Annotated in this window: 19 protein-coding genes and 4 pseudogenes; 10 read left to right on the top strand and 13 right to left on the bottom strand. The window is 65.5% G+C overall.

What is annotated here, in order from left to right:
• The first annotated feature begins 75 nt into the window (after positions 1-75).
• The 4 genes and pseudogenes from thrC to ALC15_RS27995 all read left to right on the top strand — a co-directional run bounded on the left by thrC (position 76) and on the right by ALC15_RS27995 (position 4,221).
• The gene (thrC, locus tag ALC15_RS27980; protein ID WP_050630104.1) at positions 76-1,491 is read left to right on the top strand and encodes a threonine synthase; all 1,416 of its coding nucleotides are present in this window, start codon (positions 76-78) and stop codon (positions 1,489-1,491) included.
• Positions 1,491-2,780: a M16 family metallopeptidase gene (locus tag ALC15_RS27985; protein WP_050630066.1), complete on the top strand. Its 1,290-nt coding sequence runs from the start codon at positions 1,491-1,493 to the stop codon at positions 2,778-2,780. Before thrC ends, ALC15_RS27985 begins: the two co-directional genes overlap by 1 nt.
• A 59-nt stretch (positions 2,781-2,839) precedes the next feature.
• Positions 2,840-3,426 (top strand): annotated as a pseudogene (locus ALC15_RS27990) (GNAT family N-acetyltransferase).
• Positions 3,427-3,573: 147 nt separating this feature from the next.
• Entirely contained in the window at positions 3,574-4,221 is a 648-nt protein-coding gene (locus ALC15_RS27995; RefSeq protein WP_050630067.1) for a hypothetical protein, read from the top strand.
• Between the two features lie 159 nt (positions 4,222-4,380).
• Here ALC15_RS27995 and ALC15_RS28000 read toward each other — a convergent pair.
• From ALC15_RS28000 to ALC15_RS28020, 5 genes and pseudogenes are all read right to left on the bottom strand, one after another.
• Positions 4,381-4,865: pseudogene (locus ALC15_RS28000) on the bottom strand (F0F1 ATP synthase subunit B family protein).
• A 3-nt stretch (positions 4,866-4,868) separates the two neighbouring features.
• The gene (locus ALC15_RS28005; RefSeq protein WP_050630068.1) at positions 4,869-5,435 is read right to left on the bottom strand and encodes a F0F1 ATP synthase subunit B; all 567 of its coding nucleotides are present in this window, start codon (positions 5,433-5,435) and stop codon (positions 4,869-4,871) included.
• An 83-nt stretch (positions 5,436-5,518) separates the two neighbouring features.
• Entirely contained in the window at positions 5,519-5,749 is a 231-nt protein-coding gene (locus ALC15_RS28010) for a F0F1 ATP synthase subunit C (RefSeq protein ID WP_016847054.1), read from the bottom strand.
• 55 nt (positions 5,750-5,804) lie between these two features.
• The gene (locus ALC15_RS28015) at positions 5,805-6,554 is read right to left on the bottom strand and encodes a F0F1 ATP synthase subunit A (protein ID WP_050630069.1); all 750 of its coding nucleotides are present in this window, start codon (positions 6,552-6,554) and stop codon (positions 5,805-5,807) included.
• 72 nt (positions 6,555-6,626) lie between these two features.
• Positions 6,627-6,998 (bottom strand): AtpZ/AtpI family protein, encoded by a 372-nt coding sequence (locus ALC15_RS28020; RefSeq protein WP_050630070.1) that lies wholly within the window; start codon positions 6,996-6,998, stop codon positions 6,627-6,629.
• 275 nt (positions 6,999-7,273) lie between these two features.
• Between ALC15_RS28020 and ALC15_RS28025 the strand changes: the two genes are divergently transcribed.
• From ALC15_RS28025 to ALC15_RS28035, 3 genes are all read left to right on the top strand, one after another.
• Positions 7,274-7,897: a 2-hydroxychromene-2-carboxylate isomerase gene (locus tag ALC15_RS28025; RefSeq protein WP_050630071.1), complete on the top strand. Its 624-nt coding sequence runs from the start codon at positions 7,274-7,276 to the stop codon at positions 7,895-7,897.
• Between the two features lie 31 nt (positions 7,898-7,928).
• On the top strand, positions 7,929-8,438 hold the full coding sequence (locus tag ALC15_RS28030; RefSeq protein WP_050630072.1) for a hypothetical protein: 510 nt from the start codon (positions 7,929-7,931) through the stop codon (positions 8,436-8,438).
• Positions 8,439-8,595: 157 nt separating this feature from the next.
• Positions 8,596-9,069: a secondary thiamine-phosphate synthase enzyme YjbQ gene (locus ALC15_RS28035; RefSeq protein ID WP_050630073.1), complete on the top strand. Its 474-nt coding sequence runs from the start codon at positions 8,596-8,598 to the stop codon at positions 9,067-9,069.
• A gap of 79 nt (positions 9,070-9,148) precedes the next feature.
• On the opposite strand, the gene ALC15_RS28040 is transcribed toward ALC15_RS28035, so the two are convergent.
• Positions 9,149-10,813 carry an MFS transporter gene (locus tag ALC15_RS28040; protein ID WP_050630074.1) on the bottom strand — a complete coding sequence of 555 codons (1,665 nt, stop codon included), beginning with the start codon at positions 10,811-10,813 and terminating at the stop codon, positions 9,149-9,151.
• 309 nt (positions 10,814-11,122) lie between these two features.
• On the opposite strand from ALC15_RS28040, the gene ALC15_RS28045 reads away from it, so the two are divergent.
• Complete coding sequence (locus ALC15_RS28045; protein ID WP_050630075.1) at positions 11,123-11,797, top strand: response regulator; 675 nt, start codon at positions 11,123-11,125, stop codon at positions 11,795-11,797.
• A gap of 99 nt (positions 11,798-11,896) precedes the next feature.
• Here ALC15_RS28045 and ALC15_RS28050 read toward each other — a convergent pair whose 3' ends face one another.
• On the bottom strand, positions 11,897-12,532 hold the full coding sequence (locus tag ALC15_RS28050) for a helix-turn-helix transcriptional regulator (protein ID WP_050630076.1): 636 nt from the start codon (positions 12,530-12,532) through the stop codon (positions 11,897-11,899).
• A 40-nt stretch (positions 12,533-12,572) separates the two neighbouring features.
• On the opposite strand from ALC15_RS28050, the gene ALC15_RS28055 reads away from it, so the two are divergent.
• Positions 12,573-14,033, top strand: coding sequence for an MFS transporter (locus tag ALC15_RS28055; RefSeq protein WP_050630077.1), 1,461 nt, complete (start codon positions 12,573-12,575; stop codon positions 14,031-14,033).
• Positions 14,034-14,054: 21 nt separating this feature from the next.
• Here the strand turns inward: ALC15_RS28055 and ALC15_RS28060 are convergent.
• The 6 genes and pseudogenes from ALC15_RS28060 to ALC15_RS28085 all read right to left on the bottom strand — a co-directional run bounded on the left by ALC15_RS28060 (position 14,055) and on the right by ALC15_RS28085 (position 23,971).
• Positions 14,055-17,563: pseudogene (locus ALC15_RS28060) on the bottom strand (PAS domain-containing hybrid sensor histidine kinase/response regulator).
• 113 nt (positions 17,564-17,676) lie between these two features.
• A pseudogene (hemA, locus tag ALC15_RS28065) lies at positions 17,677-18,904 on the bottom strand (5-aminolevulinate synthase).
• Between the two features lie 180 nt (positions 18,905-19,084).
• Positions 19,085-20,149 (bottom strand): MBL fold metallo-hydrolase, encoded by a 1,065-nt coding sequence (locus ALC15_RS28070; protein ID WP_050630078.1) that lies wholly within the window; start codon positions 20,147-20,149, stop codon positions 19,085-19,087.
• Positions 20,150-20,279: 130 nt separating this feature from the next.
• Positions 20,280-22,424, bottom strand: coding sequence for a methyl-accepting chemotaxis protein (locus ALC15_RS28075; protein WP_050630079.1), 2,145 nt, complete (start codon positions 22,422-22,424; stop codon positions 20,280-20,282).
• 234 nt (positions 22,425-22,658) lie between these two features.
• Positions 22,659-23,405 (bottom strand): outer membrane protein, encoded by a 747-nt coding sequence (locus ALC15_RS28080; RefSeq protein ID WP_050630080.1) that lies wholly within the window; start codon positions 23,403-23,405, stop codon positions 22,659-22,661.
• Between the two features lie 245 nt (positions 23,406-23,650).
• Positions 23,651-23,971 carry a hypothetical protein gene (locus tag ALC15_RS28085; protein ID WP_050630081.1) on the bottom strand — a complete coding sequence of 107 codons (321 nt, stop codon included), beginning with the start codon at positions 23,969-23,971 and terminating at the stop codon, positions 23,651-23,653.
• A 75-nt stretch (positions 23,972-24,046) separates the two neighbouring features.
• On the opposite strand from ALC15_RS28085, the gene ALC15_RS45550 reads away from it, so the two are divergent.
• A complete protein-coding gene (locus ALC15_RS45550) occupies positions 24,047-24,196 on the top strand; it encodes a hypothetical protein (protein ID WP_210168606.1) in 150 nt (49 codons plus the stop codon).
• Positions 24,197-24,212 lie beyond the last annotated feature (16 nt).

A 24,212-nucleotide genomic window follows, 5' to 3' on the forward strand; every position in this document is an offset into this window, starting at 1 on the left:
GGCCGCATACGGCGAGCTTGATAATTCCACGATATCAAAGGCTTAAGGCTCTGATCGAAGCCTTTGGAGGGCGGTTTGACGCGGTATATTTCGACCAGGGGTGAGGCCCCGGTGCTTGGCTTCTGCGATGTGATGCTGACCGGGCTTGCCCGCGACGGCGGGCTCTACGTGCCCGAGACCTGGCCGCAGCTGTCGCACGAGACCATCGCCGCGTTCTTCGGCCGTCCCTATTGGGAGGTCGCGGTCGAGATCATCAGGCCGTTTGCCGCCGGCGAGATTTCCGATGCCGAGCTCGGTCGCATGGCCAACGAGGCCTATGCCACCTTCCGCCATCCCGCGGTGGTGCCGCTCGACCAGGCCGGGCCGAACCAGTTCCTGCTCGAGCTGTTCCACGGGCCGACCTTGGCGTTCAAGGACGTCGCGATGCAGCTGATCTCGCGGCTGATGGACCACGTGCTGGCCAAGCGCGCACAGCGCACCACCATCGTGGTCGCAACCTCGGGCGATACCGGCGGCGCCGCGGTCGAGGCGTTTGCCAATCTCGACAATGTCGACCTCGTGGTGCTGTTCCCGAACGGCCGCATCTCGGAGGTGCAGCGCCGCATGATGACGACGACCGGCGCCGCCAACGTCCATGCGCTCGCGATCGAAGGCACGTTCGACGATTGCCAGGCGCTGGTGAAGGAGATGTTCAACAACCATCGCTTCCGCGACGCGGTGGCGCTGTCAGGCGTCAACTCGATCAACTGGGCGCGCATCGTGGCGCAGGTGGTCTACTATTTCACTTCGGCGGTGGCGCTCGGCTCGCCCGCGCGTACCGTCGACTTCACGGTGCCGACCGGCAATTTCGGCGACATCTTCGCCGGCTATGTGGCGAAGCGGATGGGCCTGCCGATCCGCTGGCTGCGCATTGCCGCCAACGTCAACGACATCCTGCCGCGCACCCTGAAGACCGGGAATTACGAGGTGCGCGAGGTGCACGCCACGGCATCGCCATCGATGGACATCCAGGTGTCGTCGAATTTCGAGCGGCTGTTGTTCGAGGCGTCTGGCCGCGATGCCGATCAGGTCCGCCGCCTGATGGCTTCGCTGAAGCAGTCCGGCCGCTTCGTGCTGCCGGATGCGACGCTGGCCGCGGTGCGCCGCGACTTCGACGCCGGCCGCGCCGACGAGACCGAGACGGCGGCGGCGATCCGCGCCGCCTGGCGCGAGGCCGGCGATCTGGTCGATCCGCACACCGCGGTGGCGCTCGCGGTCGCCGACCGCGACACCTCGGACTCCAAGATACCGAACATCGTGCTGTCGACCGCGCATGCGGCCAAATTCCCCGATGCGGTCGAGGCCGCCTGCGGGGTGCGTCCGCAGCTGCCGGCCTGGCTCGGAGGGTTGATGACCAAGTCCGAACACATGACGGTCATGAAGAATGATGCCGCCGAGGTCGAGCGCTTCGTGCTGTCGGTCAGCCGTGCCGCCAAGCAGGGAGTTGCCTGATGAGCGTTGAAATCACCAAGCTGCCGAGCGGCTTGACCGTCGTCACCGACACCATGCCGCATCTGGAAACCGCGGCGCTTGGGGTGTGGGCCGGGGTCGGCGGGCGCGACGAGAAGCCGAACGAGCACGGCATCTCGCATCTCCTGGAACACATGGCGTTCAAGGGCACCGCGCGGCGCTCCTCGCGCGAGATCGTCGAGGAGATCGAGGCAGTCGGCGGCGACCTCAATGCCGGCACCTCGACCGAGACCACGGCCTATTATGCGCGGGTGATGAAGGCCGACGTGCCGCTGGCGCTCGACGTGCTCTCCGACATCCTCGCCAATCCGTCGTTCGTGCCGGATGAGCTCGAGCGCGAGAAGAGCGTCATCGTGCAGGAGATCGGCGCGGCGCAGGATACGCCCGACGACGTCGTGTTCGAGCATCTCAACGAGCTCTGCTATCCGGACCAGCCGATGGGGCGCTCGCTGCTCGGCACCGCCAAGACGCTGAAGGCCTTCAACCGCGACACGCTGCGCGGCTACCTGTCGACGCATTACCGCGCCCCCGACATGGTGGTCGCCGCCGCCGGCGCCGTCGATCACAAGCGCGTCGTCGAGGATGTGACGCAGAAATTCGCCAGCTTCGAGCCGACCCCGGCGCCGAAACCGCAGCCGGCGATGTTCGGCAAGGGCGGCTCGAAGGTGGTGCATCGCGATCTCGAGCAGGCGCATCTGACGCTGGCGCTCGAAGGCGTGCCGCAGACCGACCTGTCGCTGTTCTCGCTGCAGGTGTTCACTAACACGCTCGGCGGCGGGATGTCGTCGCGGCTGTTCCAGGAGGTGCGCGAGAAGCGCGGGCTGTGCTACTCGATCTACACTTTCCACGCCCCCTACACCGACACCGGCTTCTTCGGCCTCTACACCGGGACCGATCCCGCCGACGCGCCGGAAATGATGGAGGTCATCGTCGACGTCATCAATGACGCCGTGGAGACCCTGACCGAGGCCGAGGTGGCGCGTGCCAAGGCGCAGATGAAGGCCGGGCTGTTGATGGCGCTGGAAAGCTGTTCATCCCGGGCCGAACAGCTGGCGCGCCATGTGCTAGCCTATGGCCGGCCGCAGACGGTGGACGAGCTGGTGGCGCGGATCGATGCGGTCAGCGTCGAATCGAGCCGCAACGCCGCCCGTGCGCTGCTGTCGCGCAGCCGGCCCGCCGTTGTCGCCCTCGGCAGCGGAAGGGGTCTGGACACGGCGGTGTCTTTTGCGGAAGGATTGACGAAGTCGAAGGCAAAGACGCTGCTGCACTAAGGGGGCCGCAAGGCCCGGGGCAGGGTGTCACGCCCGAATGGGCGGGGGAGTGTTGGGCCATGGCCCTGTTTCGTTTGCCGTCCGGTGGACCTGCTGCACTGATGCCGCGCGGTCACGGGCTGTTGCTGCGTGCGCCGCAAATGTCGGATTTCCCGCAATGGGCGCAATTGCGCGAGTTCAGCCGTGCCTATCTGACGCCGTGGGAGCCGATCTGGCCCTCCGACGACCTGACCCGCGCCGCTTCCGCCGCAGGCTGCGCCGCTATTCCGAGGATATCGCCGCCGATCGCTCCTATCCGTTCATCATCTTCCGCGAATCGGATGGGGTGATGATCGGCGGGATCACGCTCGCCAATGTCCGCCGCGGTATCGTCCAGGCGGGCACGATCGGCTATTGGGTCGGGCTGCCGCACGCCCATCGCGGCTATATGACCACGGCGCTGCGGGTGCTGCTGCCCTCGCTGTTCGGCGAGCTCAATCTGCATCGTATCGAGGCGGCCTGCATTCCCTCCAATGCGTCGTCGATCCGGGTGCTGGAGAAGTGCGGCTTCACCCGCGAGGGCCTGGCGCGGCGCTATCTCTGCATCAACGGGATCTGGCAGGACCATGTGCTGTTCGGCCTGCTGCACGAGGATTTCCGCGGCTGAACCACCAGCCTGTCGGTGGGATGGCCGGCGCCGCCCGGCGCCTTCCGGATGCTGTGTTACATGCCTTTCACATGCCTTGGGTTCGCCGCCATTGGCTTGCTATACGCCCGCGAAACGGGAACTCGGTTTGGAGATTTGAGGATACTGATGGGTGACAGGGTGATCAGGTTCGCGCTCGCGGCGGCGGTATCGATCGGTCTCGGTGCCACCCTGCTGCCGGAGGCCAGCTTGGCGCAGTCGCTGAGCGACCGCTTCAAGAGCCTGTTCGGCGGCGGGTCGTCGGATTCGAAGCCGGAGACGCCGGCGGCGCCGCAGCAGCTGAACGACGCGGACGCGGAGCTGACCTGCCCGCCAGTGCAGATCCGCTCCGGGGCCTCGACCTATTCGGTGGCCGTGGACGGCAAGGAAGCGGTCGGCAACGACGTCAAGTTCCTGGCCTCGATCACGCGCACCGCGCGGCAGTGCAACCTCAATGCCGGTATGATCACCGCCAAGATCGGGATCCAGGGGCGGATCATCGTCGGTCCCCAGGGCGCTCCGCCGACCGTCCAGGTCCCGCTGCGCGTCGCCGTGGTGCTGGGCGGCGTCGGCGAGAAGACCATCGCGACCAAGGCCTACACGACCACGGTGCAGATGGACGATAGCGGCAGCGTGCCGTTCAGCCTGGTCGCCGAGGACGTCGTCTATCCGGCGCCGTCGCCGGCCGACAACGACAATTACATCTTCTATATCGGCTTCGACCCGCAGGCACTGAAGCCGGAACCGAAGCAGCGCGCGCCGCACAAGAAGAAGTAGCAGCAGCGCGTTTTCCAGCGAAGCGGATACCGGTTCGCGTGAACGCAACGCGTCAAGACAAGAGCGCCCGGCGCGGCGCGGACAGATCTGAATAAAGAAAAAGGCCGGCGCGATGATCTCGCGCCGGCCTTTTTTTGGAAGAAGGAGTTTGGTATCGCGTCAGTTCAGCTTGGAGCGGACTTCGGCGATGCCCTTGCCGACGAGGTCGTCGGCAACCGAGCCCTTGACCGACTGCGACAGGATGGTCGACGCGGCGGTCACGGCGGCGTTGGCCGCGGCGGCGCGGACATCGGCCACGGCCTGGGCCTCGGCCTGGGCGATCTTGCTCTCGGCGGTCTTGGTCCGCCGGGCGACAAAATCTTCCATCTTGGTCTTGGCTTCCGCCGCGATCCGTTCGGCTTCGGCCTTGGCGCTGGAGATGATGTCCTGGGCCTCGCGCTCGGCGCTGGCGCGGCGTGCCTTGTACTCGCCGAGCAGCTTGTTGGCTTCGTCCTTCAGAGACGGGCGTCCTCGAGCTCGGCCTTGATGCGCTCGGCACGATGATCGAGCGCCGTCAGCAGGGTGCGATGGACGCCGAGATAGCCGAACACGACCAGCAGAACGACGAAGGCGATCGCAACCCAGGTTTCCGGTTCGTAAAACATCGTCTATCCCTTCAGCGACGCGTCGACGGCGCTGTTGACCGCATTCGCGTCCGGCGTGACGCCGGCGAGTTGCTGGACGATGGCGCCGGCCGCATCCGCCGCGATGCCGCGGACGTTGCTCATGGCGTTGGTCCGGGTCGTTGCGATCTGCTTCTCGGCGTCGGCGAGCTTGGCCGCCAGCTTCTCTTCCAGCGCCTTGCGCTCGGCTTCCGAGGCCGCGTTCAGCTTCTCGCGGGTCTCGTTGCCGATCGCCTGCGCGTTGGCACGCGCATTCGCCAGCTCGGTCTCATAGGCCTTCAGCGCCGCGTCGGACTCGTCCTTCAGCTTCTGCGCCTCGGCCAGATCGCCCTCGATCTTGTTCTGACGTGCGTCGATCGTCCCGCCGACGCGCGGCAGTGCGATACGCGACACGATCAGGTAGAGCGCGACAAATGCAATCGCCAGCGACACCAGCTGCGAGGCGTAGTTGGACGAATCGAACGGCGGAAAGGCTCCGCCGTGATGTCCGCCTTCGGCCTCGGTGTGGGCGCCGGCCGCCTGGCCTTTTGCCTCGCCATGACTCTCAGCCATGGTGTTCTCCTGTTGCTGTCATGCGCGCCGCCCCTGGAACGATCCCCTGGGATGATCCCCGGGCGGCGCGAAGGAAGTGCCGCTCAGAGCGGAACGAACAGCAGAAGCAGCGCGATCAGCAGCGAGAAGATGCCGAGCGCTTCGGTCACGGCGAAGCCGAAGATCAGGTTGCCGAACTGGCCCTGAGCGGCCGAGGGGTTACGCACCGCAGCGGCGAGGTAGTTGCCGAAGATGATGCCCACGCCGACGCCCGCACCGCCCATGCCGATGCACGCGATGCCCGCGCCGATAAGTTTTGCTGCTGCCGGTTCCATTTGTAGCTCCTTGAGAAAGATAGACAGATTGGTGGGTGGAGATTCCCCGGACCGCTTAGTGTCCCGGATGAATGGCGTCGTTGAGGTAGATGCAGGTCAGGATCGCGAACACGTAGGCCTGCAGGAACGCGACCAGCAGTTCGAGCGCGTACAGCGCAACCGTGAGCGCCAGCGGCAGCACGCCGCCGACCCAGCCGAGCGCGCCCAGCGAGAAGCCGAGCATCGCGACGAAGCCCGCGAACACCTTGAGGGCGATGTGGCCGGCCAGCATGTTGGCGAACAGACGAACGCTGTGCGAGACCGGCCGCAGGAAGAACGACAGGATCTCGATGAACATGACCAGCGGCAGGATGTAGATCGGAACGCCGTGGGGAACGAAGATGCTGAAGAACTTCAGGCCGTTCTTGTAGACGCCGTAGATCAGGACCGTGAAGAACACCAATAGCGCCAGCGCCGCGGTGACGATCAGGTGGCTCGCGATCGTGAAGGTGTAGGGGATCACGCCGACCAGGTTCGAGACGCACAGGAACATGAAGAGCGAGAAGATCAGCGGGAAGAACTTCATGCCTTCCGAGCCGGCCGTACTGCGAATCGTCGAGGCGACGAACTCGTAGGAGATCTCGGCGACCGACTGCAGCCGTCCCGGAACCAGGTCCCGGCCGCTCGCCAGCATCAGCAGCGCAATCAAGAGCACCGCGACGAACATGTAGAGCGACGAATTGGTGAAGGCGATCGTGTGATTGCCGATGTGGCCGAGCGTGAAGAGGGGCTCGATATTGAATTGATGGATCGGGTCGATTTTCATCCGCGCGGCTCTTGGTCCACCGGCCGTGTCGCCGGTTATCGAATTTCAAATGTCGTGACTTCCCGCCAGCGCTCAGCGCTTGCCCGAGGCCACGCCCGCGGACCTCACCACGTTGACCACCCCGGCGACGAAGCCGAGCAGCGTTAACACGATGAAGCCGAATGGCGACGTCGACAGCAAACGGTCGAACCCCCAGCCAATCGCCGCCCCGACGGCAACGCCCGCGATCAGCTCCGACGAAAGACGAAAACCGAGCGCCATCGCCGAAGCTCTGGCCGCACTGTCCCCGCTTTCAGTACCGGATTGATCAGTCTTGCTCCTGCGGCTGTCGCGAATTTCTGACAACCGATGATCGAGACTTCCGAGCCTTGCGGAAAGCGCAGCTTCGTCAGGAGGCGATTGATCGCGACTTCCACCTGCGTCGTGGTTGGTGTTCTCAGCCATGCTGCAAACACTAACCGATGCCGCGGATGATGGAAATTGCGCCCGTCCCCGTCAAAAGCCGCGCGGACCATACTTACCGCGTCTAATCAAGTCAAGATTGCGTCGTAACCAGTTATTGCTTTGATTCTGCTGGATTTATTCTGAGATATTCAAGGTCAGAGTGACGCAGTGTTCGCAGTGCAACAGCTTGCGTGACATTGAGCGATGTTGCGCGGCTTTTCCCGCTCTGCTGGGATCACCGAAAGTCTTCATCCTTCGTGCAGCCAAGGTTCCGCATGCCGCGCCAGATCGACTACTATTTTTCACTGCAATCGCCCTGGGCCTATATCGGCCACGGGCCTTTCGTTCGACTCGTAAGCACTTACGATCTCAAGGTAAATTACCGTCCGGTGCTGCTGGTCGATCTGTTCTCGGAGACCGGCGGGCTGCCGCTCGCCAAGCGTCATCCGGTGCGGCAGCGCTACCGGCTGATCGAGTTGCAGCGCTGGCGTGACAAGCGCGGGCTGAATTTTCACCTGCAACCGGCCAACTGGCCGTTCAACGCGCGCCTTGCCGATGGTGTCGTGATCGCGGTGCTGGAGGCCGGGCTCGATCCCGAGCCGTTTCTGCAACGTGCCTATCCCGCAGTCTGGGAGCGTGAGCTCAACCTCGCCGATCCCGCAACGCTGGTGAAACTCGCCGATGATGCAGGTTTGCCGGGCCGCCAGCTGGTGGAGCGCTCGGGCTCCGATGCGATCAGCGCGGCCTACGAGCAGAATCGCCAGAACGCATTGGACGCCGGCGTATTCGGCTCGCCCGGATATGTGCTCGATGGCGAGGTGTTCTGGGGACAGGACCGGATCGAATTGCTCGAGGACGCGTTGAAGTCGGGCCGCAAGCCCTATAGCTCTGTGGTGTAGGGGCAGCAATCAAGTTGAGGCGGAGCAAGCCATGCCCATCGCGATGTCGTTCTCGAAATTGTCCATCGCAATTGCCGCCATGCTGATCGCGAGCGGTGCGGCGTTGGCGCAAACCGCGCCCGACACCGAGAACGGCCGCTACGCGCTGTCGCCGGCCGGCGATGGCTTCCTGCGGCTCGACACCCGCACCGGCGCGGTGTCGACCTGCACCAATTCCAGCGCCGGCTGGGCCTGCTACATGGTGCCGGACGAGCGCGCGGCGCTCGATGCCGAGATCGGGCGCCTGCAGTCCGACAATGACAGGCTGAAGGGCGAGCTTGCTGCGCGCGCACCGTCGGCCAAGACCGACGAGGCGCTGCCGAAATCGGATTCATTGAAGAAGCCGGATGCGAAGACCGCCGAAGGCGAGCGCAAGATCGAGATTCCGCTGCCGAGCGATCGCGACATGGATCGCATGATGTCGTTCGTGGAGCGGGCCTGGCGCCGGCTGATCGAGATGGCCAACCGCGTGCAGCGCGACGTCAATGGCGGCAAGATTTGATGTGGCTCTCTCCGCTGCGTCGTCCCGGCGAATGCCGGGACCCATAACCACCGAAGCGAATTGTCTACAAAGAATGTCCACTCCGAGTCTTCGAACTTGAGGGGCCGCGGAGTATGGGTCCCGGCCTTCGCCGGGACGACAGGTTGAAAGAGCTCAGATGACCTCACCGAGAACCATGTCGCGCTCGGCGCCATCCTCCGTCGCCGCAACCAGCATCGTCTCGTCGCGTCTGACGGTCGAAACGCAGGGTGCAGGCTTCACCGACATCACGCGCGAGGTGGCAAGATTCCTGCGCGCGGTGAGGGCGGGCGAGGGCGCGGTGACGCTGTTCATCCGCCATACCTCGGCCTCGCTGACGATCCAGGAGAATGCCGATCCGACCGTGCTGGCCGACCTGATGACGGCGCTCGACCGCGCCGCGCCCGAAGACGGCGGCTGGCGCCACGACACCGAGGGGCCCGATGACATGCCGGCGCATATCAAGACCATGCTGACGGCGACCTCGCTGCAAGTCCCGGTGCTCGACGGCGAGATGGCGCTCGGCACCTGGCAGGGCATCTATCTGATCGAGCATCGCGCCCGGCCGCACCGGCGCGAGATCGTGCTGCAGTTCATCGGCGCCGCGCGCTGACGCGTTCGAATCGCCGCGTAAAACGACATCGGCCGCGGATCGCTCCGCGGCCGATGCATTTTGACTGATCCGTCGACCGTCAGGTCTTGGTGATGTCGACGTCCTTGGTTTCCGGAATGAAGAGGGCGCCGACCACGACGGTGATCGCCGCGAAGATGATCGGATACCAAAGACCGGAGTAGATATCGCCGGTCGAGGCTGTGATCGCGAACGCGGTCGCCGGGAGCAGGCCGCCGAACCAGCCGTTGCCGATGTGGTAGGGCAGCGACATCGAGGTGTAGCGGATGCGGGTCGGGAACAGTTCGACCAGCATGGCTGCGATCGGGCCGTAGACCATGGTGACGTAGAGCACCAGGATGAACAGCAATCCGATGATCGAAGCCACCTGCGGACGGAAGATGTCGAACGGGTGCGACATCTTCACGATGCCGGCGTCACCTGCCTTCGGATAGCCCGCCGCCTGCACCGCCGCCGTGATCGCGGGGTTCGACGTCTTGGCGTCCGTGTAGGGCACCTCCTTGTCGTTGACCACGATCTTTACCGGCGAGCCGGCAGGACCCGGCACGGTGGAGTACTTCACCGACGACTGGGCGAGGAAGGCGCGGGCGGTGTCGCAAGGCGCCGTGAAGACGCGGGTGCCGACCGGATTGAACAGGTCGCCGCAGCCCGCGGGATCCGCAACCACCTGCACCTTGACCGTCTCATAGGCCTTTTCCAGCGCCGGGTTGGCGTTGGTCGTGATCATCTTGAAGATCGGGAACAAGGTGAGCGCGCCGATCAGGCAGCCCGCCAGGATGATCGGCTTGCGGCCGATCCGATCCGACAGCGCGCCGAACACCAGGAAGAAGCCGGTGCCGAGCAGCAGCGCCCAGGCGATCAGGAGGTTGGCGGTATAGCCGTCGACCTTCAGGATCGCTTGCAGGAAGAACAGCGCGTAGAACTGGCCGGTGTACCAGATCACCGCCTGGCCCATGGTGAGGCCGAGCAGTGCGAGGATCACGATCTTGGCGTTTGCCCAGTTGCCGAAGGCTTCGGTCAGCGGCGCCTTGGAGGTCTTGCCCTCCTCCTTCATGCGCTGGAACACCGGCGATTCGTTCAACCGCATGCGGATCCAGACCGAGATGCCGAGCAGCAGCACGGACACCAGGAACGGAATGCGCCAGCCCCACTCGGCGAAATCCTTCTCGCCGGTGAAGGTGCGGGTGAATAGGATCACCAGCAGCGACAGGAACAGACCGAGCGTTGCCGTGGTCTGGATGAACGAGGTGTAGTAGCCGCGCCTGCCGGGCGGTGCGTGCTCGGCGACATAGGTCGCCGCACCGCCATATTCGCCGCCGAGCGCGAGGCCCTGCAACAGGCGGAGCGAGATCAGGATGATCGGCGCGGCGATGCCGATGGTCTTGGCGTTGGGCAAGAGGCCGACGATGAAGGTCGACAGGCCCATGATCAGGATGGTGACCAGGAAGGTGTATTTGCGGCCGACGATGTCGCCGACCCGGCCGAACACGATCGCGCCGAACGGGCGGACCAGGAAGCCTGCGGCGAAGGCCAGCAACGCGAAGATATCGCGGGTCGCCGGCGGATAGTCGGAGAAGAACTGTGCGCCGATGATGCCGGCCAGTGAACCGTAGAGATAGAAATCATACCACTCGAACACGGTGCCGAGCGACGACGCGAGGATGACGAATCGCTCATCCTTCGTCATGCCGGCGGGCCGCGCCGAAGTTGCAGTCATTGTGGACATCTGGATTGCTCCCCCCGAACTATTGTTGCCATGCTCGCCCCCGGCTGGCGGGTTAGGCTCAAATGAGCCTTAGGCTTAAGTTGAGGGTAACATCGCAGTGAAACCCGTCCCAATAAGACTTTTGGCTTTTGCACGCTTGAACTTATCCTGGGAGGCGAGCGCTGGATGGAACGCCCCCGCGTGCGTCTATTGCGGCGCACAAGCTGGGCGGGTTAACTGCGTTGGCATCTGGTATTTGCAAGCCCTTGCGTGATACTGCCGCGCGGGCGACAACCGAGCGTCGCGGGCTTGCCCGCTTGTGGGACTGAGATGACTGCTGCTGCCAATACTCATCTTGTCATCGCCGACGACCATCCGCTATTCCGCGATGCGTTGCGCCAGGCGGTGTCGAGCGTCGTGAGTTCGGCCACGATCAGCGAGGCCGGATCGTTCGAGGACCTGACTGCGCTCCTGGAGCGGGACTCCGAGGTCGACCTGATCCTGCTCGACCTCAGCATGCCCGGGATCAGCGGCTTTTCCGGCCTGATCTATCTGCGCGCGCAATACCCGGCGATCCCGGTGGTCATCGTCTCGGCCAGCGACGATGCCGGAACCATCCGCCGCTCGCTCGACTTCGGTGCCTCCGGTTTCATTCCCAAGCGTTTCGGCGTCGAGACGCTGCGCGATGCCATCATGAAGGTGATGGAGGGCGACGTCTGGGTTCCGCCGGACACCGATCTGTCGGCCGCCGGCGATCCCGACATGACGCGGCTGCGCGACCGCCTGGTGACGCTGACCCCGCAGCAGGTGCGGGTGCTGATGATGCTGTCCGAAGGGCTGCTCAACAAGCAGATCGCCTACGAGCTCGGCGTCTCCGAAGCGACCATCAAGGCCCATGTCTCGGCCATTTTGCAGAAGCTCGGCGTCGAAAGCCGGACGCAGGCCGTGATCGCCGCCGCCAAGATCGCCGGTGGCCAATGGCGCCAGGGCACGCCGTCGAGCTGACCCCGGAGCGTCTTCGGTTCTGATCGAACCCAGAAGCTCTGGATTCTTGTTGACCCGTTCCCTTCACGTGAACCGGCGCCGACGTGGCTCGCAAACGCTCTAGCGGACCGGCGTGACGCGGTAGGCGCAGCGCCGCGCACCGGCGAGGATGTGATCGACGCGTTCGATCACGACATCGGGGCCCAGAACGGCGCGAAACACCGCAAGCTCCGAACGGCAAAGACCCTGGCAGGCCGCCGCCGCGGCGCAGATCGGACAGTGGTTCTCGATCAGAAGAAAGCCGTCCGCGCGCTTGAGCACACTCGCCATATAACCTTCCCGGCTGCGCAGGCGGGCCAGCGACGCCAGCCTCTGGCGCAGCGAGCCCTCCGTGCCGACCGCCGTGAGGTAGTCGGCGATGGCGGCGCGTTCCCGGTGCTCGATCAGCGTCTCCAGGCCGCGCTCGCCAAACACCTCGTGCATCGAGCGCAGCAGGTCGAGCGTGAGGTCGGAATGGCGGTCGGGGAAGCGCTCGTGACCGCGCGGCGTCAGCCGCCAGTACTTCCGCGGCCGCCCGCGGCCCTCCCGCTGGTTGTCGCTTTCGACGAGGCCGGCCGCCTCGAGCTTGACGAGGTGCTGGCGCGCGCCGGCCGGCGTCATCTCGAGGCGCGCGCCGACCTCAGCGGCGGTCTGCGGGCCGCGCGTCTTCAACTGGAACAGGATGCGATCCTGGGTTCGGGGGTCGTCTTGACTCATGGGAATATTTTAGAAACAAGATGCTATCTAAAATAACACGATGCTGTCGCAGGCAACTGCCGGAGCGTCGGTCCGGAAGGAGGCTTCCGACATGAAGCAGGCCGTGGTTCAGGAGGGGTGGCGATCGCTCCTCAAGCGCGAATGGATTCCGACACTCGCCATCCTGCTCGGCGGCGTCCTGCTGCAATCCATGAACGTGCTGATGCTGACGACGGTGTTGCCTTCGATCGTCGGCGAGCTCGGCGGCGTCGCGATGCTGAGCTGGCCGACCACCGCCTATCTGGCCTCCTCCATTGTCGCGGCAAGCTGCGTCGGCGTGCTTTCGACCGCCTTCGGTGCGCGTCGGGTCTATTGTGGCGGGGTCGTGATCTTCGGCCTCGGCGCCGTGTTGTGTTCGCTCGCCCCGGCGATGGGGTGGGTGGTGGCCGGCCGGCTGATCCAGGGATTTGGCGGTGGCTTGGAGGCCGCGGTGGCCTATGTGCTGGTGCGCGCCACCTTTCCCGAGCGCATGTGGTCGCGAACCATCGCCGTGATGTCGATGAGCTGGAGCATGTCGGTGCTGATCGGGCCGCTGGTCGGCGGACTGTTCGCGCATTTCGCCAGCTGGCGCGGCGCCTTTGTCGCGAGCGCCGTGAGCGCCGTCGTGCTCGCGATCGCAGCCTTTTTCGTCCTGTCGCCTGCCGCCGTGGCGAGGCCGACGTCTGCGGCGCGCATGCCGCTCGGCCGCGTCGCGCTGATCTGTCTTGCGATTGCCGCGACGTCGGTCACGTCTGCCGTGGGGTCGTCATGGCTGAAGCTCGGGCTGATCGTCACCGCAATCCTGGCGTTTGTCGCGATGCTGCGGCTTGACCGCACCGCGCCCACGCGGCTGCTGCCGAGCGACGCATTCTCCTGGCGCAGCGGAACCGGCATCGGCCTCTGGGTCGCGCTGCTGCTCTGCGTCACCTTCAGCCCGCTCCAGATCTACGTGCCGATGTTCCTGCAGCAATTGCATGGCTTCGACCCGCTCTCGGCCGGATTTGCCGTTGCTTGTGCGTCGATGGGGTGGAGCGTGGCCTCGATCCTGACGGCCGGCGTCTCGAGCCGCTGGGCCGACCGTTTGATGCTGATCGGTCCGGCGATGATGGGAGCAAGCCTGATGGCAATCGCGCTGCTCGGTCCGAATGCGACGGCGTCCGTCGTGCTGCTGATTCCGGCCATCGCACTGCTGGGCGCAGGCATCGGGCAATGCTGGCCGCTGGTCGCGCATCGCATCATGGACAGCGCCAGGCCGGGCGACGAGGTGGTTGCGGCGTCATCGGTGCCTACCATCCAGCAGATGGGATTTGCATTCGGTGCCGCGATCGCCGGATTGGTCGCCAATGCCAGCGGACTGGCGGCGGCGGTTGCGGACGCGACGATGGAGCGCGCGGCGTTCTGGGTGCCGGCAAGCTTCGTCGCGTGGGCCATGCTCGCTTTTGTTGCGGGGCTGCGCCTGCGTGCCCTGCGCCGGCGCGGGTGAGCGCTTCGGAACAGGCGGAGATTACTCCGCCGCCACCATCTGCTGCGTCCGCCACTGCCCGAGCAGTGCGCGCAGCGAGGCCGGTTTGACCGGCTTGTTCAGCACGGCGATGTTTTCCTCGCGCGCGGCGGCGCGCACTGCCGGGCTGCGGTCGGCGGTGATCAGGATCGCCGGGATGTTGTCGCCGAAGCGGCGGCGGATCTCGCGGATTGCGGCGACGCCGGTGCCGCGGTCGAGGTGATAGTCGACCAGGACGCCGGTGACGCGGCCGCCGGCGGCCTCGATCGCGCTGATCGCGCCATCGGCATCGAGCACCGCGATCACCTCGGCGTCCCACGCCGTCAGCAGCGTCTTCATGCCGTCGAGAATGGCGGGATCGTTCTCGATGCAGACGATCAGCGAGCCGCTCATCGGCGTCTTCGACAGCGGGGTGGCGCTGGTGACGGCCGCGGTATGGTTGACGGCGGTCGCGACCGGCACGGTGACCGAGAACGCCGAGCCGCCGCTGACATTGGCCGAGATCGCGATGCGGTGGTTGAGCACGCGCGCCAGCCGCTCGACGATAGACAGTCCAAGGCCGAGGCCGCGGGCGATCCGGGCGCCCTGCTCGAGGCGATGGAACTCCTTGAAGATCTCGCCGCGCTTCTGCACCGGGATGCCGACGCCGGTGTCGAAGATGCTGATCTGGAGCGCGTCGCCGCGGCGGCGGCAGCCGATCAGCACGCGGCGCGCGGGGTATATTTGATCGCGTTGGAGATGAAGTTCTGCAACAGCCGGCGCAGCAGCGAGCGGTCGGATTCGACCGGCAGCGAGCAGGCCACGAAGCGCAGATCGAGGCCCTTGTCGCGCGCGATCGGCATGAACTCGATCTCCAGCGAGCGCATCAGATCGGCCATCCGGAAGCTCGTGATCGCCGGCGTCATGGCGCCGGCATCGAGCCTGGAGATGTCGAGCAGCGCGCCCAGGATGTCCTCGATCGCCTCGAGCGAGTCGTCGATGTTCTCGACCAGCCGCGAATCCTCGCCGCCGCTCTGGCGCTCGACCAGGCTCGTGACATAGAGCCGCGCCGCGTTGAGCGGCTGCAGGATGTCGTGGCTGGCGGCCGCCAGGAAGCGCGTCTTGGAGGCGTTGGCGTCTTCGGCGATGCCCTTGGCGAGCGCGAGCTCCGAGTTCAGCCGGGTCAGCTCCTCGGTGCGGTCGCGCACCCGCTTCTCCAGCGTTGCATTGGCGCGTTCCAGCGCCTCGGCGGCCTCGAAGCTCGGCGTGACGTCGGAGAAGGTGATGACGAGCCCGCCGCCCGGCATCCGATTGGCGCGCACCTCGATCACCAGATGGCGGTCGGTGAAGCGTTCCAGATAGGGCTCGCCCTCGGTGGTGTAGGCGCGCAGCCGCAGTTGCAGCAGGTTGTCGCTGTCACCGGCCGGCGGCGGACTGATCGCGCCCATGAATTCGAGGATCTCGGGCAGGGGTATGCCGAGCTGCACCAGATGCGGCGGCAGGGCGAGCAGTTCGGAGAACTGGCGGTTGGAGCAGATCAGCTGCAGATCGGCGTCGAACACCGCGATGCCCTGGCGGACGTGATTGAGCGCGGTCTGCAGGATCTCGCGGTTGAAATGCAGCGCGGCGTGGGAATCGTCGAGCAGTTTCAGCGCGGCCTTGGCCGACACCGTGCGCCGTTGCAGCAGCAGCGACATCACGAGGCGCGAGGACGCCGCCCCGATCGAGGAGGCGATCAGCCGCTCGGCGTGCTGCAACAGTTCGAAATCGGCCGGTGCCGCCGCCAGCAGCACGATGTTGCGGTCGACGGCGAACGAGGCGAACGCCTCGCGGGTGCGGTCGGGGCCGAGATATTGCCTCACCGTGCTCTCGATGTCCTGCACCGTCACCGTGGTGCGCCAGCGCCGGAAGCTCGGTGCGATCGGAGCCAGCGCATTGGGCACGAACACATCGGCCTGCAACAACTCGATCGAGGACGGTGCGCGCGCCAGCGAGAACAGCACGTAGGTGAGGATATTGAGCGCAAGGCTCCACAGCACGCCGTGCAGCAGCGGCGGCAAATCGGCGCCGAACAGCGCCTGCGGCCGCAGCGCCTCGATCCCGAACGGCCCATGCTGCAGCAGCATCAGGCCGGCGGTCGAATTCTCCAGGAAGCTCGGGATGAACAGCGTGTAGAGCCACATCGCGAAGCCGACCAGCATGCCCGCCATCGCGCCGCGCGCGGTGGCCCGGCGCCAGAACAGGCCGCCGAAGAAGGCCGGCGCGAGCTGGGTGATTGCGGCAAAGGACAACAGGCCGATCGCCACCAGCTGGGTGTTGCCGAGCGCGCGATAGTAGAAATACGCCATCACCATGATGGCGAAGATCGAGAAGCGGCGCGCCTTGAGCAGGAAATCGCCGAAATCCTTCTGGCCGATGCGGGCGTCGTCGCTGCGCGGCAGCACCAGCGGCAGCACGATGTCGTTGGAGACCATGATCGACAGCGCGACGCATTCGACGATCACCATCGCGGTCGCCGCCGACAGCCCGCCGACGAACACCGCAAGGCTGAGCAATTGCGCATTGCCCTCGATCGGCAGCGCCAGCACGAACATGTCGGCATCGACCGCGCCGAACGGGAAGATGACGAGGCCTGCGATCGCGATCGGGATCACGAACACGTTGATGGCGATGAGGTAGAGTGGGAATAGCCAGCGCGCCCTCGTGACTTCCGCGCCGGTCGAATTCTCGACCACGCTGACATGGAACTGGCGCGGCAGCAGCATGACCGCGCAGAACGACAGCAGCGTCATGATCAGGAAGTTGCCGATCGACGGCACATATTCGATCGCACGCACCGCTTCCGGCGTCTTCAGCGCGCGCTCGTAGAGTTCGACCGGGGAGAACATCCAGAAGGTGACGAAGGCGCCGGCGGCGATGAAGGCGACCAGCTTGACGATGGATTCGGCGGCGATCGCCAGGATCAGCCCATGCTGGTGCTCGGTCGCGTCGGTGTGGCGGGTGCCGAACAGCACCGCGAACACCGCCATCGCCAGCGTCACCATAAGCGCGATGTCGCCGATCACGGGGATCTTCGAGAACGCCTGATCCTCGCTCAGGATGGTTTCCAGCGACGAGGCCATCGCCTTGAGCTGCAGCGCGATGTAGGGCACCGAGCCGATGATCGCGATCAGCGCCACCGTCGCGGCGACCGCCTGGCTCTTGCCGTAGCGGGCGGCGATGAAGTCGGCGATCGAGGTGATGTTCTGCGACTTGGCGAGCGCGATCACGCGGCGGAGCAGCGGCGTGCACAGCCCGACCATCACGATCGGGCCGACATAGATCGCCAGGAAGTCGACGCTGGTGCGGGTGGCGAAGCCGACCGAGCCGAAGAAGGTCCAGGAGGTGCAGTAGATCGCCAGCGACAACGGATAGATCCATTGGCTGGCGCGGCCGCGCTCGCCCGCCGACATCCGGTCGCCGCGGCTGGCAATGAAGAACAACAATCCGATGTAGGCGAACGCCGTGGCGATGACGCCCCAGTCGTGCAGCATCGCTGCTCATCTCCTGTCCCGGCCGCTGGGAGGGCCGGTCGCAGGATTATAACGCAAAGGGCCGGCCGCGCGATGCACGGCCGGCCCAAATTCGGGGCCCGTAACGGATAGGGTTACTCGGCGGCCAGCGACTTCTGGTGCAGGGGCAGGCCGAGCCGGTCCCAGACCTGGAGCAGGGCTTCGGCCAGCCCATCGATCAGGCCGTCGTCATGGTAGGGTGAGGGGTGATGCGCAGCCGCTCGGTGCCCTTGGCCACCGTCGGGTAGTTGATCGGCTGGATGTAGATGCCGTGCTCCTCGAGCAGCAGGTCGGAGGCCCGCTTGCACTTCTCGGGATCGCCGACGAACAGCGGCACGATATGGGTGTCGCTCGACATCACCGGCAGGCCGGCGGCGGTCAGGATCGCCTTGGTCCGTGCGGCGCGGTCCTGGTGGCGCTCGCGCTCCCAGCTCGAGGTCTTGAGATGGCGGATCGCGGCGGTCGCGGCCGAGCAGATCGCCGGCGGCAGCGCGGTCGTGAAGATGAAGCCCGGCGCGTAGGAACGCACGGCATCGATGACTTCGGCCTTGCCCGCGATGTAGCCGCCGAGGCAGCCGAACGCTTGGCGAGCGTGCCCTCGACGATATCGACCCGGTGCATCACGCCGTCGCGCTCGGCAATGCCGCCGCCGCGCGGGCCGTACATGCCGACCGCATGGACCTCGTCGACATAGGTCATGGCGCCGTATTTCTCGGCGAGATCGCAGATCTTGCCGAGCGGCGCGACGTCGCCGTCCATCGAATACAGGCTCTCGCAGACGATCAGCTTCGGCCGGTCGGGACCGGCGGCGATCAGGAGCTCCTCGAGATGCGCGACGTCGTTGTGGCGGAAGATCTGGCGTTCGCAGCCGGCCTGGCGCACGCCTTCGATCATCGAATTGTGGTTCAGCGCGTCCGACAGGATGAGGCAGTTCGGGATCAGCTTGGCGAGCGTCGAGATGCCGGTCTGGTTCGAGACATAGCCCGAGGTGAACAGCAGCGAGGCTTGCTTGCCGTGCAGATCGGCGAGCTCCGCCTCGAGCGCCACCAGCGGATGATGGGTGCCCGCGATGTTGCGGGTGCCGCCGGCGCCGGTGCCGACCCGGGTCGCGGTCTCGACCATGGCGCCGACCACCTTGGGGTGCTGGCCCATGCCGAGATAGTCGTTGGAGCACCAGATCACGACGTTGCGGCTGCCCTTCGGCGAATGCCAGGTCGCGTGCGGGAAACGTCCCGCGATCCGTTCGAGGTCGGCGAACACCCGGTAGCGACGCTCCTCATGCAGACGGTTGAGGGCGGAATTGAAGAACTGGCTGTAATCCATCGGCAAACCCAGAAAGCGGAACCTGACCGGAATGACTGCTTCTTCTTAGAGCTTTTCCAGCTCTAATGTCTATGCATTGGCCCACATCTGGGCATGCGTCGCAGTTGGGCAAATTGCCCTATCTGGCGATATTTGGTTTGATTTTGCTCAAATCGCCGGGGGCGGCCGCCCGCGGCGGGTTCAGGTCGTCTTGAAGCGCAGCATGCCGTCGCCGTGCATTTCGGCCGTCAGGCGGCCCTCGACCAGCATGTAGTTGACATGGGCGACCAGCTCGCCGGCGGCAAAGCCCATCTGGTGCTCGTCCAGCACGTGCTTGTGGAACACCACCGGCACCAGTTCCTTGGAGGTCTGCGGCACCTCGCGGCAGGCCTCGGCGATCAGCCGGCAGCGCTCCTCATGGTGATCGGCGAGCTGCTTGATCCGGGTCTTCAGCCCGTAGAACGGCACGCCGTGGCCGGGCAGCACCATCACGTCATAGGGCAAGGTCGTGGTCAGGCTGGCCAGCGAGGCCAGGTATTCGCCGAGCGAGTTCTGCTCGGGTTCGACCGCCCAGACGCTGACATTGGGCGAGATCTTGCTCAGCACCTGATCGGCGGAGAGGAACAGCTTGTCGGCGGCGCAATACAGCATCACCTGGTCGAGCGCGTGTCCGCCGCCGGTGATCACCTTGAAGCGCCTTGAGCCGATCACGACTTCGTCGCCATGGGTCAGGCGGTGATAGGACGGCGGCAGCACCGACACCCGCTTCAGATAGTCCTGGCCGCGGCCGAGCAGCTTCTCGGTGAGGTCCTCGTCCATGCCGTGGCGGCGGAAGAACAGCCGCTGCGCATTGCGCCGTTCCTCGGTGCCGCGGTTCTGGTGATAGACCGATTGCAGGTACTCGACCTGCGACATGAACAGCGGGCAGTTGAAGCGCTCGGTGATCCAGCCGGCGAGACCGACATGGTCGGGATGCGAGTGCGTCACGATCAGCCGCTTGACCTTGACGTGCTTCAGCGGTCCTTCGAACAGCGTGGTCCAGGCCGCGATCGATTCCTCGTTGCCGAAGCCGGCATCCACCATGGTCCAACCGTCGCCGTCGGCGAGCAGATAGATGTTCACATGGTTGAGGCGGAACGGCAGCTTCAGCCGCGCCCACAGCACGCCGGGCGCCACCTCCACGACCTGGTCGTGGCCGGGGTGGTTCTCCCAGGGGTATCGCAATGCCTCCGCCGAGGAGGGCAGGCTGTCGGTCTTCTTGTCCATGCTACGGGCTTAGCGGGACATGGGCCGCCGCGCCAGCCGAAAATCAGATAGCCGTCCGGAGAAAACGGTGCGGATGCGCCCGAATTCCGTAGCCCGGATCAAGCCGGGCTACGGATCGCACAGAGCCCTGCTAGGCGGCGCGGATGTTCGACAGGAAACCGTCGATCTCCGAGCGCAGCACGTCGGCCTCGCGGCGCAAGGCGTCGGAGGCGCTCAGCACCTCGCCGGCGGCGGCGCCGGCCTCGGCCGAGGCGGTCGAAACGCCGACGATGTTGCTCGACACCTCGCTGGTGCCTCCGGCGGCGTGCTGGATGTTGCGGGCGATCTCGCGGGTCGCCGCGCCCTGCTCCTCGACGGCGGCGGCGATCGCGGTGGTGACGTCGTTGATCTCGCCGATCGTGCTCGAGATGTTGCGGATCGCGGAGACCGCGGTCGTCGTCACCTCCTGCATGCTGACGATCTGCTGGCGGATCTCCTCGGTCGCTTTCGCGGTCTGGCTCGCCAGGTTCTTCACCTCGGAGGCGACCACGGCAAAGCCGCGGCCGGCTTCGCCCGCGCGCGCCGCCTCGATGGTGGCGTTGAGCGCCAAGAGGTTGGTCTGCGAGGCGATGGTCTGGATCAAATCGACCACGACGCTGATCCGCGCGGCGTTGTCGGCAAGGCCCTGCATCGTGCTGTCGGTGGCGCTGGCTTCTTCGACGGCCTTGCGGGCGATCTCGGCCGAGGTGACGACCTGGCGGCTGATCTCCTGGATCGAGGACGACAGCTCCTCGGTGCCGGCCGACACCGTCTGCACGTTGACCGAGGTCTCCTCGGCGGCCGAGGCCACCGCGTTGACCAATGCGCTCGACTGGTCGGCGGTCGCCGACATGCTCTGCGCGGTCGACTGCATCGAGTTCGCCGCGGTCTGCAGGCTGCCTAGCGCGTTGCGGACCGTCGATTCGAACGTCGTGATCTGGGTCTCCATGCGCGAGGCGCGCTCCGCCTTGGCGGAGCGGTCCTTGTTCTGGTTCTCGGTGAGCTCGCGGCTCTCGATCATGCTCTCGCGGAACACCTGCAGCGCGTCGGCCATCACGGCGATCTCGTCGCGCTGGCGGCTCTGCGGGATCTCGGTGTCGAGGTCGCCGTCGGACAATAGCTGCATCGAGCGCTGCAGGCCGCGGATGCGGCGCAGGATGTTGCGCCCGACATAGAGCCAGACGAACAGGAACGAGCCGACCAAGGTCAGCGCCCCGAGGCCGATCATGACGGTGGTCGCGAGCGAGATCTGCTGCCGCGCCTGGAAGGTCGAGGCGTCGGTCTCCTTCTGGACTGCATCGACCAGCTGCTGCACGCTGATGCCGAGCCCGACATTGAGCTTGCGGGTCTCCTCCAGGATGGTCTGGCCGTAATCGATCGAGTCGAGCTCCTTCTGGCGGACCTTGAACACGCCGGTCTTGCCTTCGCCGAGCACGAGCAGCTTCTGCGCGGTGTCGCGCACGGCGACGATCGCCGGATTGTTCGGCAGATCGTCGAGGTTCGATTTGATGCGTTCGCGGCCCTTCTTGAACTCCGCCTCGATCGCATCGAGCGTCTCGCTGGAATTGGCCGACAGCGCCGCGGTCATGTCGGCGGCCATCAGATTGCCGATGGACAGCACGTTGCTGATCTGCCCGACGGTGCGGGCCGCTTCGGTGGCGTCGTCGGCGGAAACCTCGGCCGAGGCGAGGATGGCGTTGAGCCGGGTCTGCGCGTCGAGCATTGCGGGACCGGCTGCGGAGGCGAAGGCGCCTTGCGCCTTGCGCAGCGCGTTGTACTGCTTGTCGCGCAGCGCGCCGACCTCGAGCCGCTCGCGCGCCGCCGAGATCAGGCTCTTGGTCGCCTCGTCGGTGTTCTTGACGTTTTCCTGCAGCGCGCTGACGACGGATTTGTCGGCGCCGAGTTCGATGATCTCGCCAAGCTTGGCGTTGGTCTGCTGCGCGACCTCCTGCACTTTCTTGGTGCGCTCGTTCAGCGCATCCTCGCTCTGCACGGCGAGCAGGCCGGGACCCTGGGCTGCGAGCGAGGCGCTCTGCGCGGAGAGCTGCAGGCTCGCGGCAAGCCGCGGAATATCGCGGCCGGAGAGATCGCTCATGGTGCCGCCGAGCTGATGCAGCACGATGCCGGCGCCTGCGCTGATCACCAGCGCCATGGCTGCGATCACGGCGAATGCCGCGAACAGGCTGCCCCTGACGCCCATCTGCGGCAGGCGGATGCGCTTAAGATTGAGTTTGCCGAGCTTGAACCGAAACGCCATTGCCCCCGTACCCCCTGGCCCACTACCCCTGGCCACTACTCTTGGATGTTTCCCCGGCGCGGGAGTATCGGTGCGGCGGGTTAACAAAATCGGGAAAATTGCGACGATCTGCTGGATTTTTCAGGGCTTCCACACACGGGCGTGGTTCGCTGTGCGGAATCGATGCGCGCGAACGGACGCAAAAAGGCCGGCTTGCGCCGGCCCTTCTACTCTTGGTTGAGGTGGTGTGTAACTTTAGTAGCGGCCGTAGGCGGGGCCGCCGAGATTGCCGAGGTTGAAGCGGTAGTTGAGGCCCGCCTTCACCGTGTGCTCGTCATTGTGGAAGCTGCCGACCGGCACCAGCGCGGCCGGCGCGCTGAAGCGGCTGTCGCCGAAGTCGTAGTACTGGTACTCGACCTTGGCCGACCAGTTCGGCGCGAACATGTATTCGGCGCCGCCGCCGATGGTCCAGCCGTTGCTGTGGTTGTCGGTGAGCGCAAAGCCGACCGGCGCGCCGCCGAGCGTCACCGTCTCGTTGTTGTCGGAATAGGCGTAGCCGCCCTTCACGTAGATCATGCCCGGGCCCCAGGTGTAGCCGACGCGGCCGGTGATCGAGCCGATGCCGCGCTGGTTGTTGTTGTAGGCGTAGCCACCCGGGAAGATCGCGTTGAGCTGGTGACCGCCGAGCCAGGAATACTGGCCTTCGACGCCGATCACCCACATCGGCGACAGCTGCCAGTCGTAGCCGGCCTGCACGCCGCCCATGAAGCGGGCATCGGAATTGGTCAGCGCGAGGCCGTTGAAGGCGTTGTTGCTGCCCGAGAACACGCCGCCGAGATGGCCGCCGAGATAAAAGCCGGTCCAGTTGTAGAGCGGCGCGGCGTAAACAGGCGCGGGCGCCTTCTGGTAATAGCCGCGGTTGAAGTCGGCGGCGTGAGCGGTCGCGCCAAAGGCAGCGAGGGCAGCCGCTGCGGCTGCGGTTGCGAGCAGGAACGTCTTCATAAGGCAGTCTCCGGACAAGTCATGAGGCGCAGCGTGAGTGGCGCCATCCATGGCCGAGGGGTTAGACCGCATTTGAATAAAATTTCTCACCGAAAGACGGTTTGGCGCGTTAAGTCGCACCCTTTGCGGCGAAACGTTTTGTTGTGCCTAACGAACGCTTAAAGCGGAGTGACGGAAGGCTTAACGCGCCGCGCGCGGCACGCTTCTGCCGTTAACCAAGCCGCATCGGCTCATCGGGCCGCTCGTCAATCGAGCCGCTTGCGCACGTCGTCGCGGATCTGCTCGCGGAACGCTTCGCGGCGCGCGGCGCGCTCCTTGACCGGAACGTCGTGGCGATCGAACACGTCGAACTTCTCCAGGATCGGATAGTGCTCGCTCGCCATCGCCAGCACGCGCAGCAGGCCCGCGACCTTCGGGGTCGGGCCGGTGACTTCCCACTTGCGGAGCTTTTCGGCGCCACCGGCCGCCGGCAACCCGCACAGCTTCGCCATGTCCGCCGCCGTCAGCTTGCGGCCGAGCGCCTCGCCGAGATGGTCGCGCAATTTTCTTAGTTCTGGGCCGGTCACTCTTGGGTCCGCTCCGCGGTGGCGAATGTGAAATGAGTCACATGACGTGCTCGGGGCGAGGTCTATACGCCGAGCATGCGACTTCTCAAGGAAATCATCATGCACGGCATCATCGAAAGCCTTAGCCCCGAGCACGGAGAGATCGATTGGAAATGGGTCGGCAGTGTGTTCGCGTTCTACGTCGTGCTGATGATCGGCGGGGCAGGTGCGCTGCTGGCGCACTGATGCGTGGCACGCGACC

Source organism: Bradyrhizobium viridifuturi (genome assembly GCF_001238275.1).
Lineage (GTDB): Bacteria > Pseudomonadota > Alphaproteobacteria > Rhizobiales > Xanthobacteraceae > Bradyrhizobium > Bradyrhizobium viridifuturi.

Bases quoted from the DNA above. Each gene is read 5' to 3' on its own strand.
- ALC15_RS27985 (WP_050630066.1), top strand. From the start codon at position 1,491: ATGAGCGTTGAAATCACCAAGCTGCCGAGCGGCTTGACCGTCGTCACC.
- ALC15_RS27995 (WP_050630067.1), top strand. From the start codon at position 3,574: ATGGGTGACAGGGTGATCAGGTTCGCGCTCGCGGCGGCGGTATCGATC.
- ALC15_RS28005 (WP_050630068.1), bottom strand. From the start codon at position 5,435: ATGGCTGAGAGTCATGGCGAGGCAAAAGGCCAGGCGGCCGGCGCCCAC.
- ALC15_RS28010 (WP_016847054.1), bottom strand. From the start codon at position 5,749: ATGGAACCGGCAGCAGCAAAACTTATCGGCGCGGGCATCGCGTGCATC.
- ALC15_RS28015 (WP_050630069.1), bottom strand. From the start codon at position 6,554: ATGAAAATCGACCCGATCCATCAATTCAATATCGAGCCCCTCTTCACG.
- ALC15_RS28020 (WP_050630070.1), bottom strand. From the start codon at position 6,998: ATGGCTGAGAACACCAACCACGACGCAGGTGGAAGTCGCGATCAATCG.
- ALC15_RS28025 (WP_050630071.1), top strand. From the start codon at position 7,274: ATGCCGCGCCAGATCGACTACTATTTTTCACTGCAATCGCCCTGGGCC.
- ALC15_RS28030 (WP_050630072.1), top strand. From the start codon at position 7,929: ATGCCCATCGCGATGTCGTTCTCGAAATTGTCCATCGCAATTGCCGCC.
- ALC15_RS28035 (WP_050630073.1), top strand. From the start codon at position 8,596: ATGACCTCACCGAGAACCATGTCGCGCTCGGCGCCATCCTCCGTCGCC.
- ALC15_RS28040 (WP_050630074.1), bottom strand. From the start codon at position 10,813: ATGTCCACAATGACTGCAACTTCGGCGCGGCCCGCCGGCATGACGAAG.
- ALC15_RS28045 (WP_050630075.1), top strand. From the start codon at position 11,123: ATGACTGCTGCTGCCAATACTCATCTTGTCATCGCCGACGACCATCCG.
- ALC15_RS28050 (WP_050630076.1), bottom strand. From the start codon at position 12,532: ATGAGTCAAGACGACCCCCGAACCCAGGATCGCATCCTGTTCCAGTTG.
- ALC15_RS28055 (WP_050630077.1), top strand. From the start codon at position 12,573: ATGCTGTCGCAGGCAACTGCCGGAGCGTCGGTCCGGAAGGAGGCTTCC.
- ALC15_RS28070 (WP_050630078.1), bottom strand. From the start codon at position 20,149: ATGGACAAGAAGACCGACAGCCTGCCCTCCTCGGCGGAGGCATTGCGA.
- ALC15_RS28075 (WP_050630079.1), bottom strand. From the start codon at position 22,424: ATGGCGTTTCGGTTCAAGCTCGGCAAACTCAATCTTAAGCGCATCCGC.
- ALC15_RS28080 (WP_050630080.1), bottom strand. From the start codon at position 23,405: ATGAAGACGTTCCTGCTCGCAACCGCAGCCGCAGCGGCTGCCCTCGCT.
- ALC15_RS45550 (WP_210168606.1), top strand. From the start codon at position 24,047: ATGCGACTTCTCAAGGAAATCATCATGCACGGCATCATCGAAAGCCTT.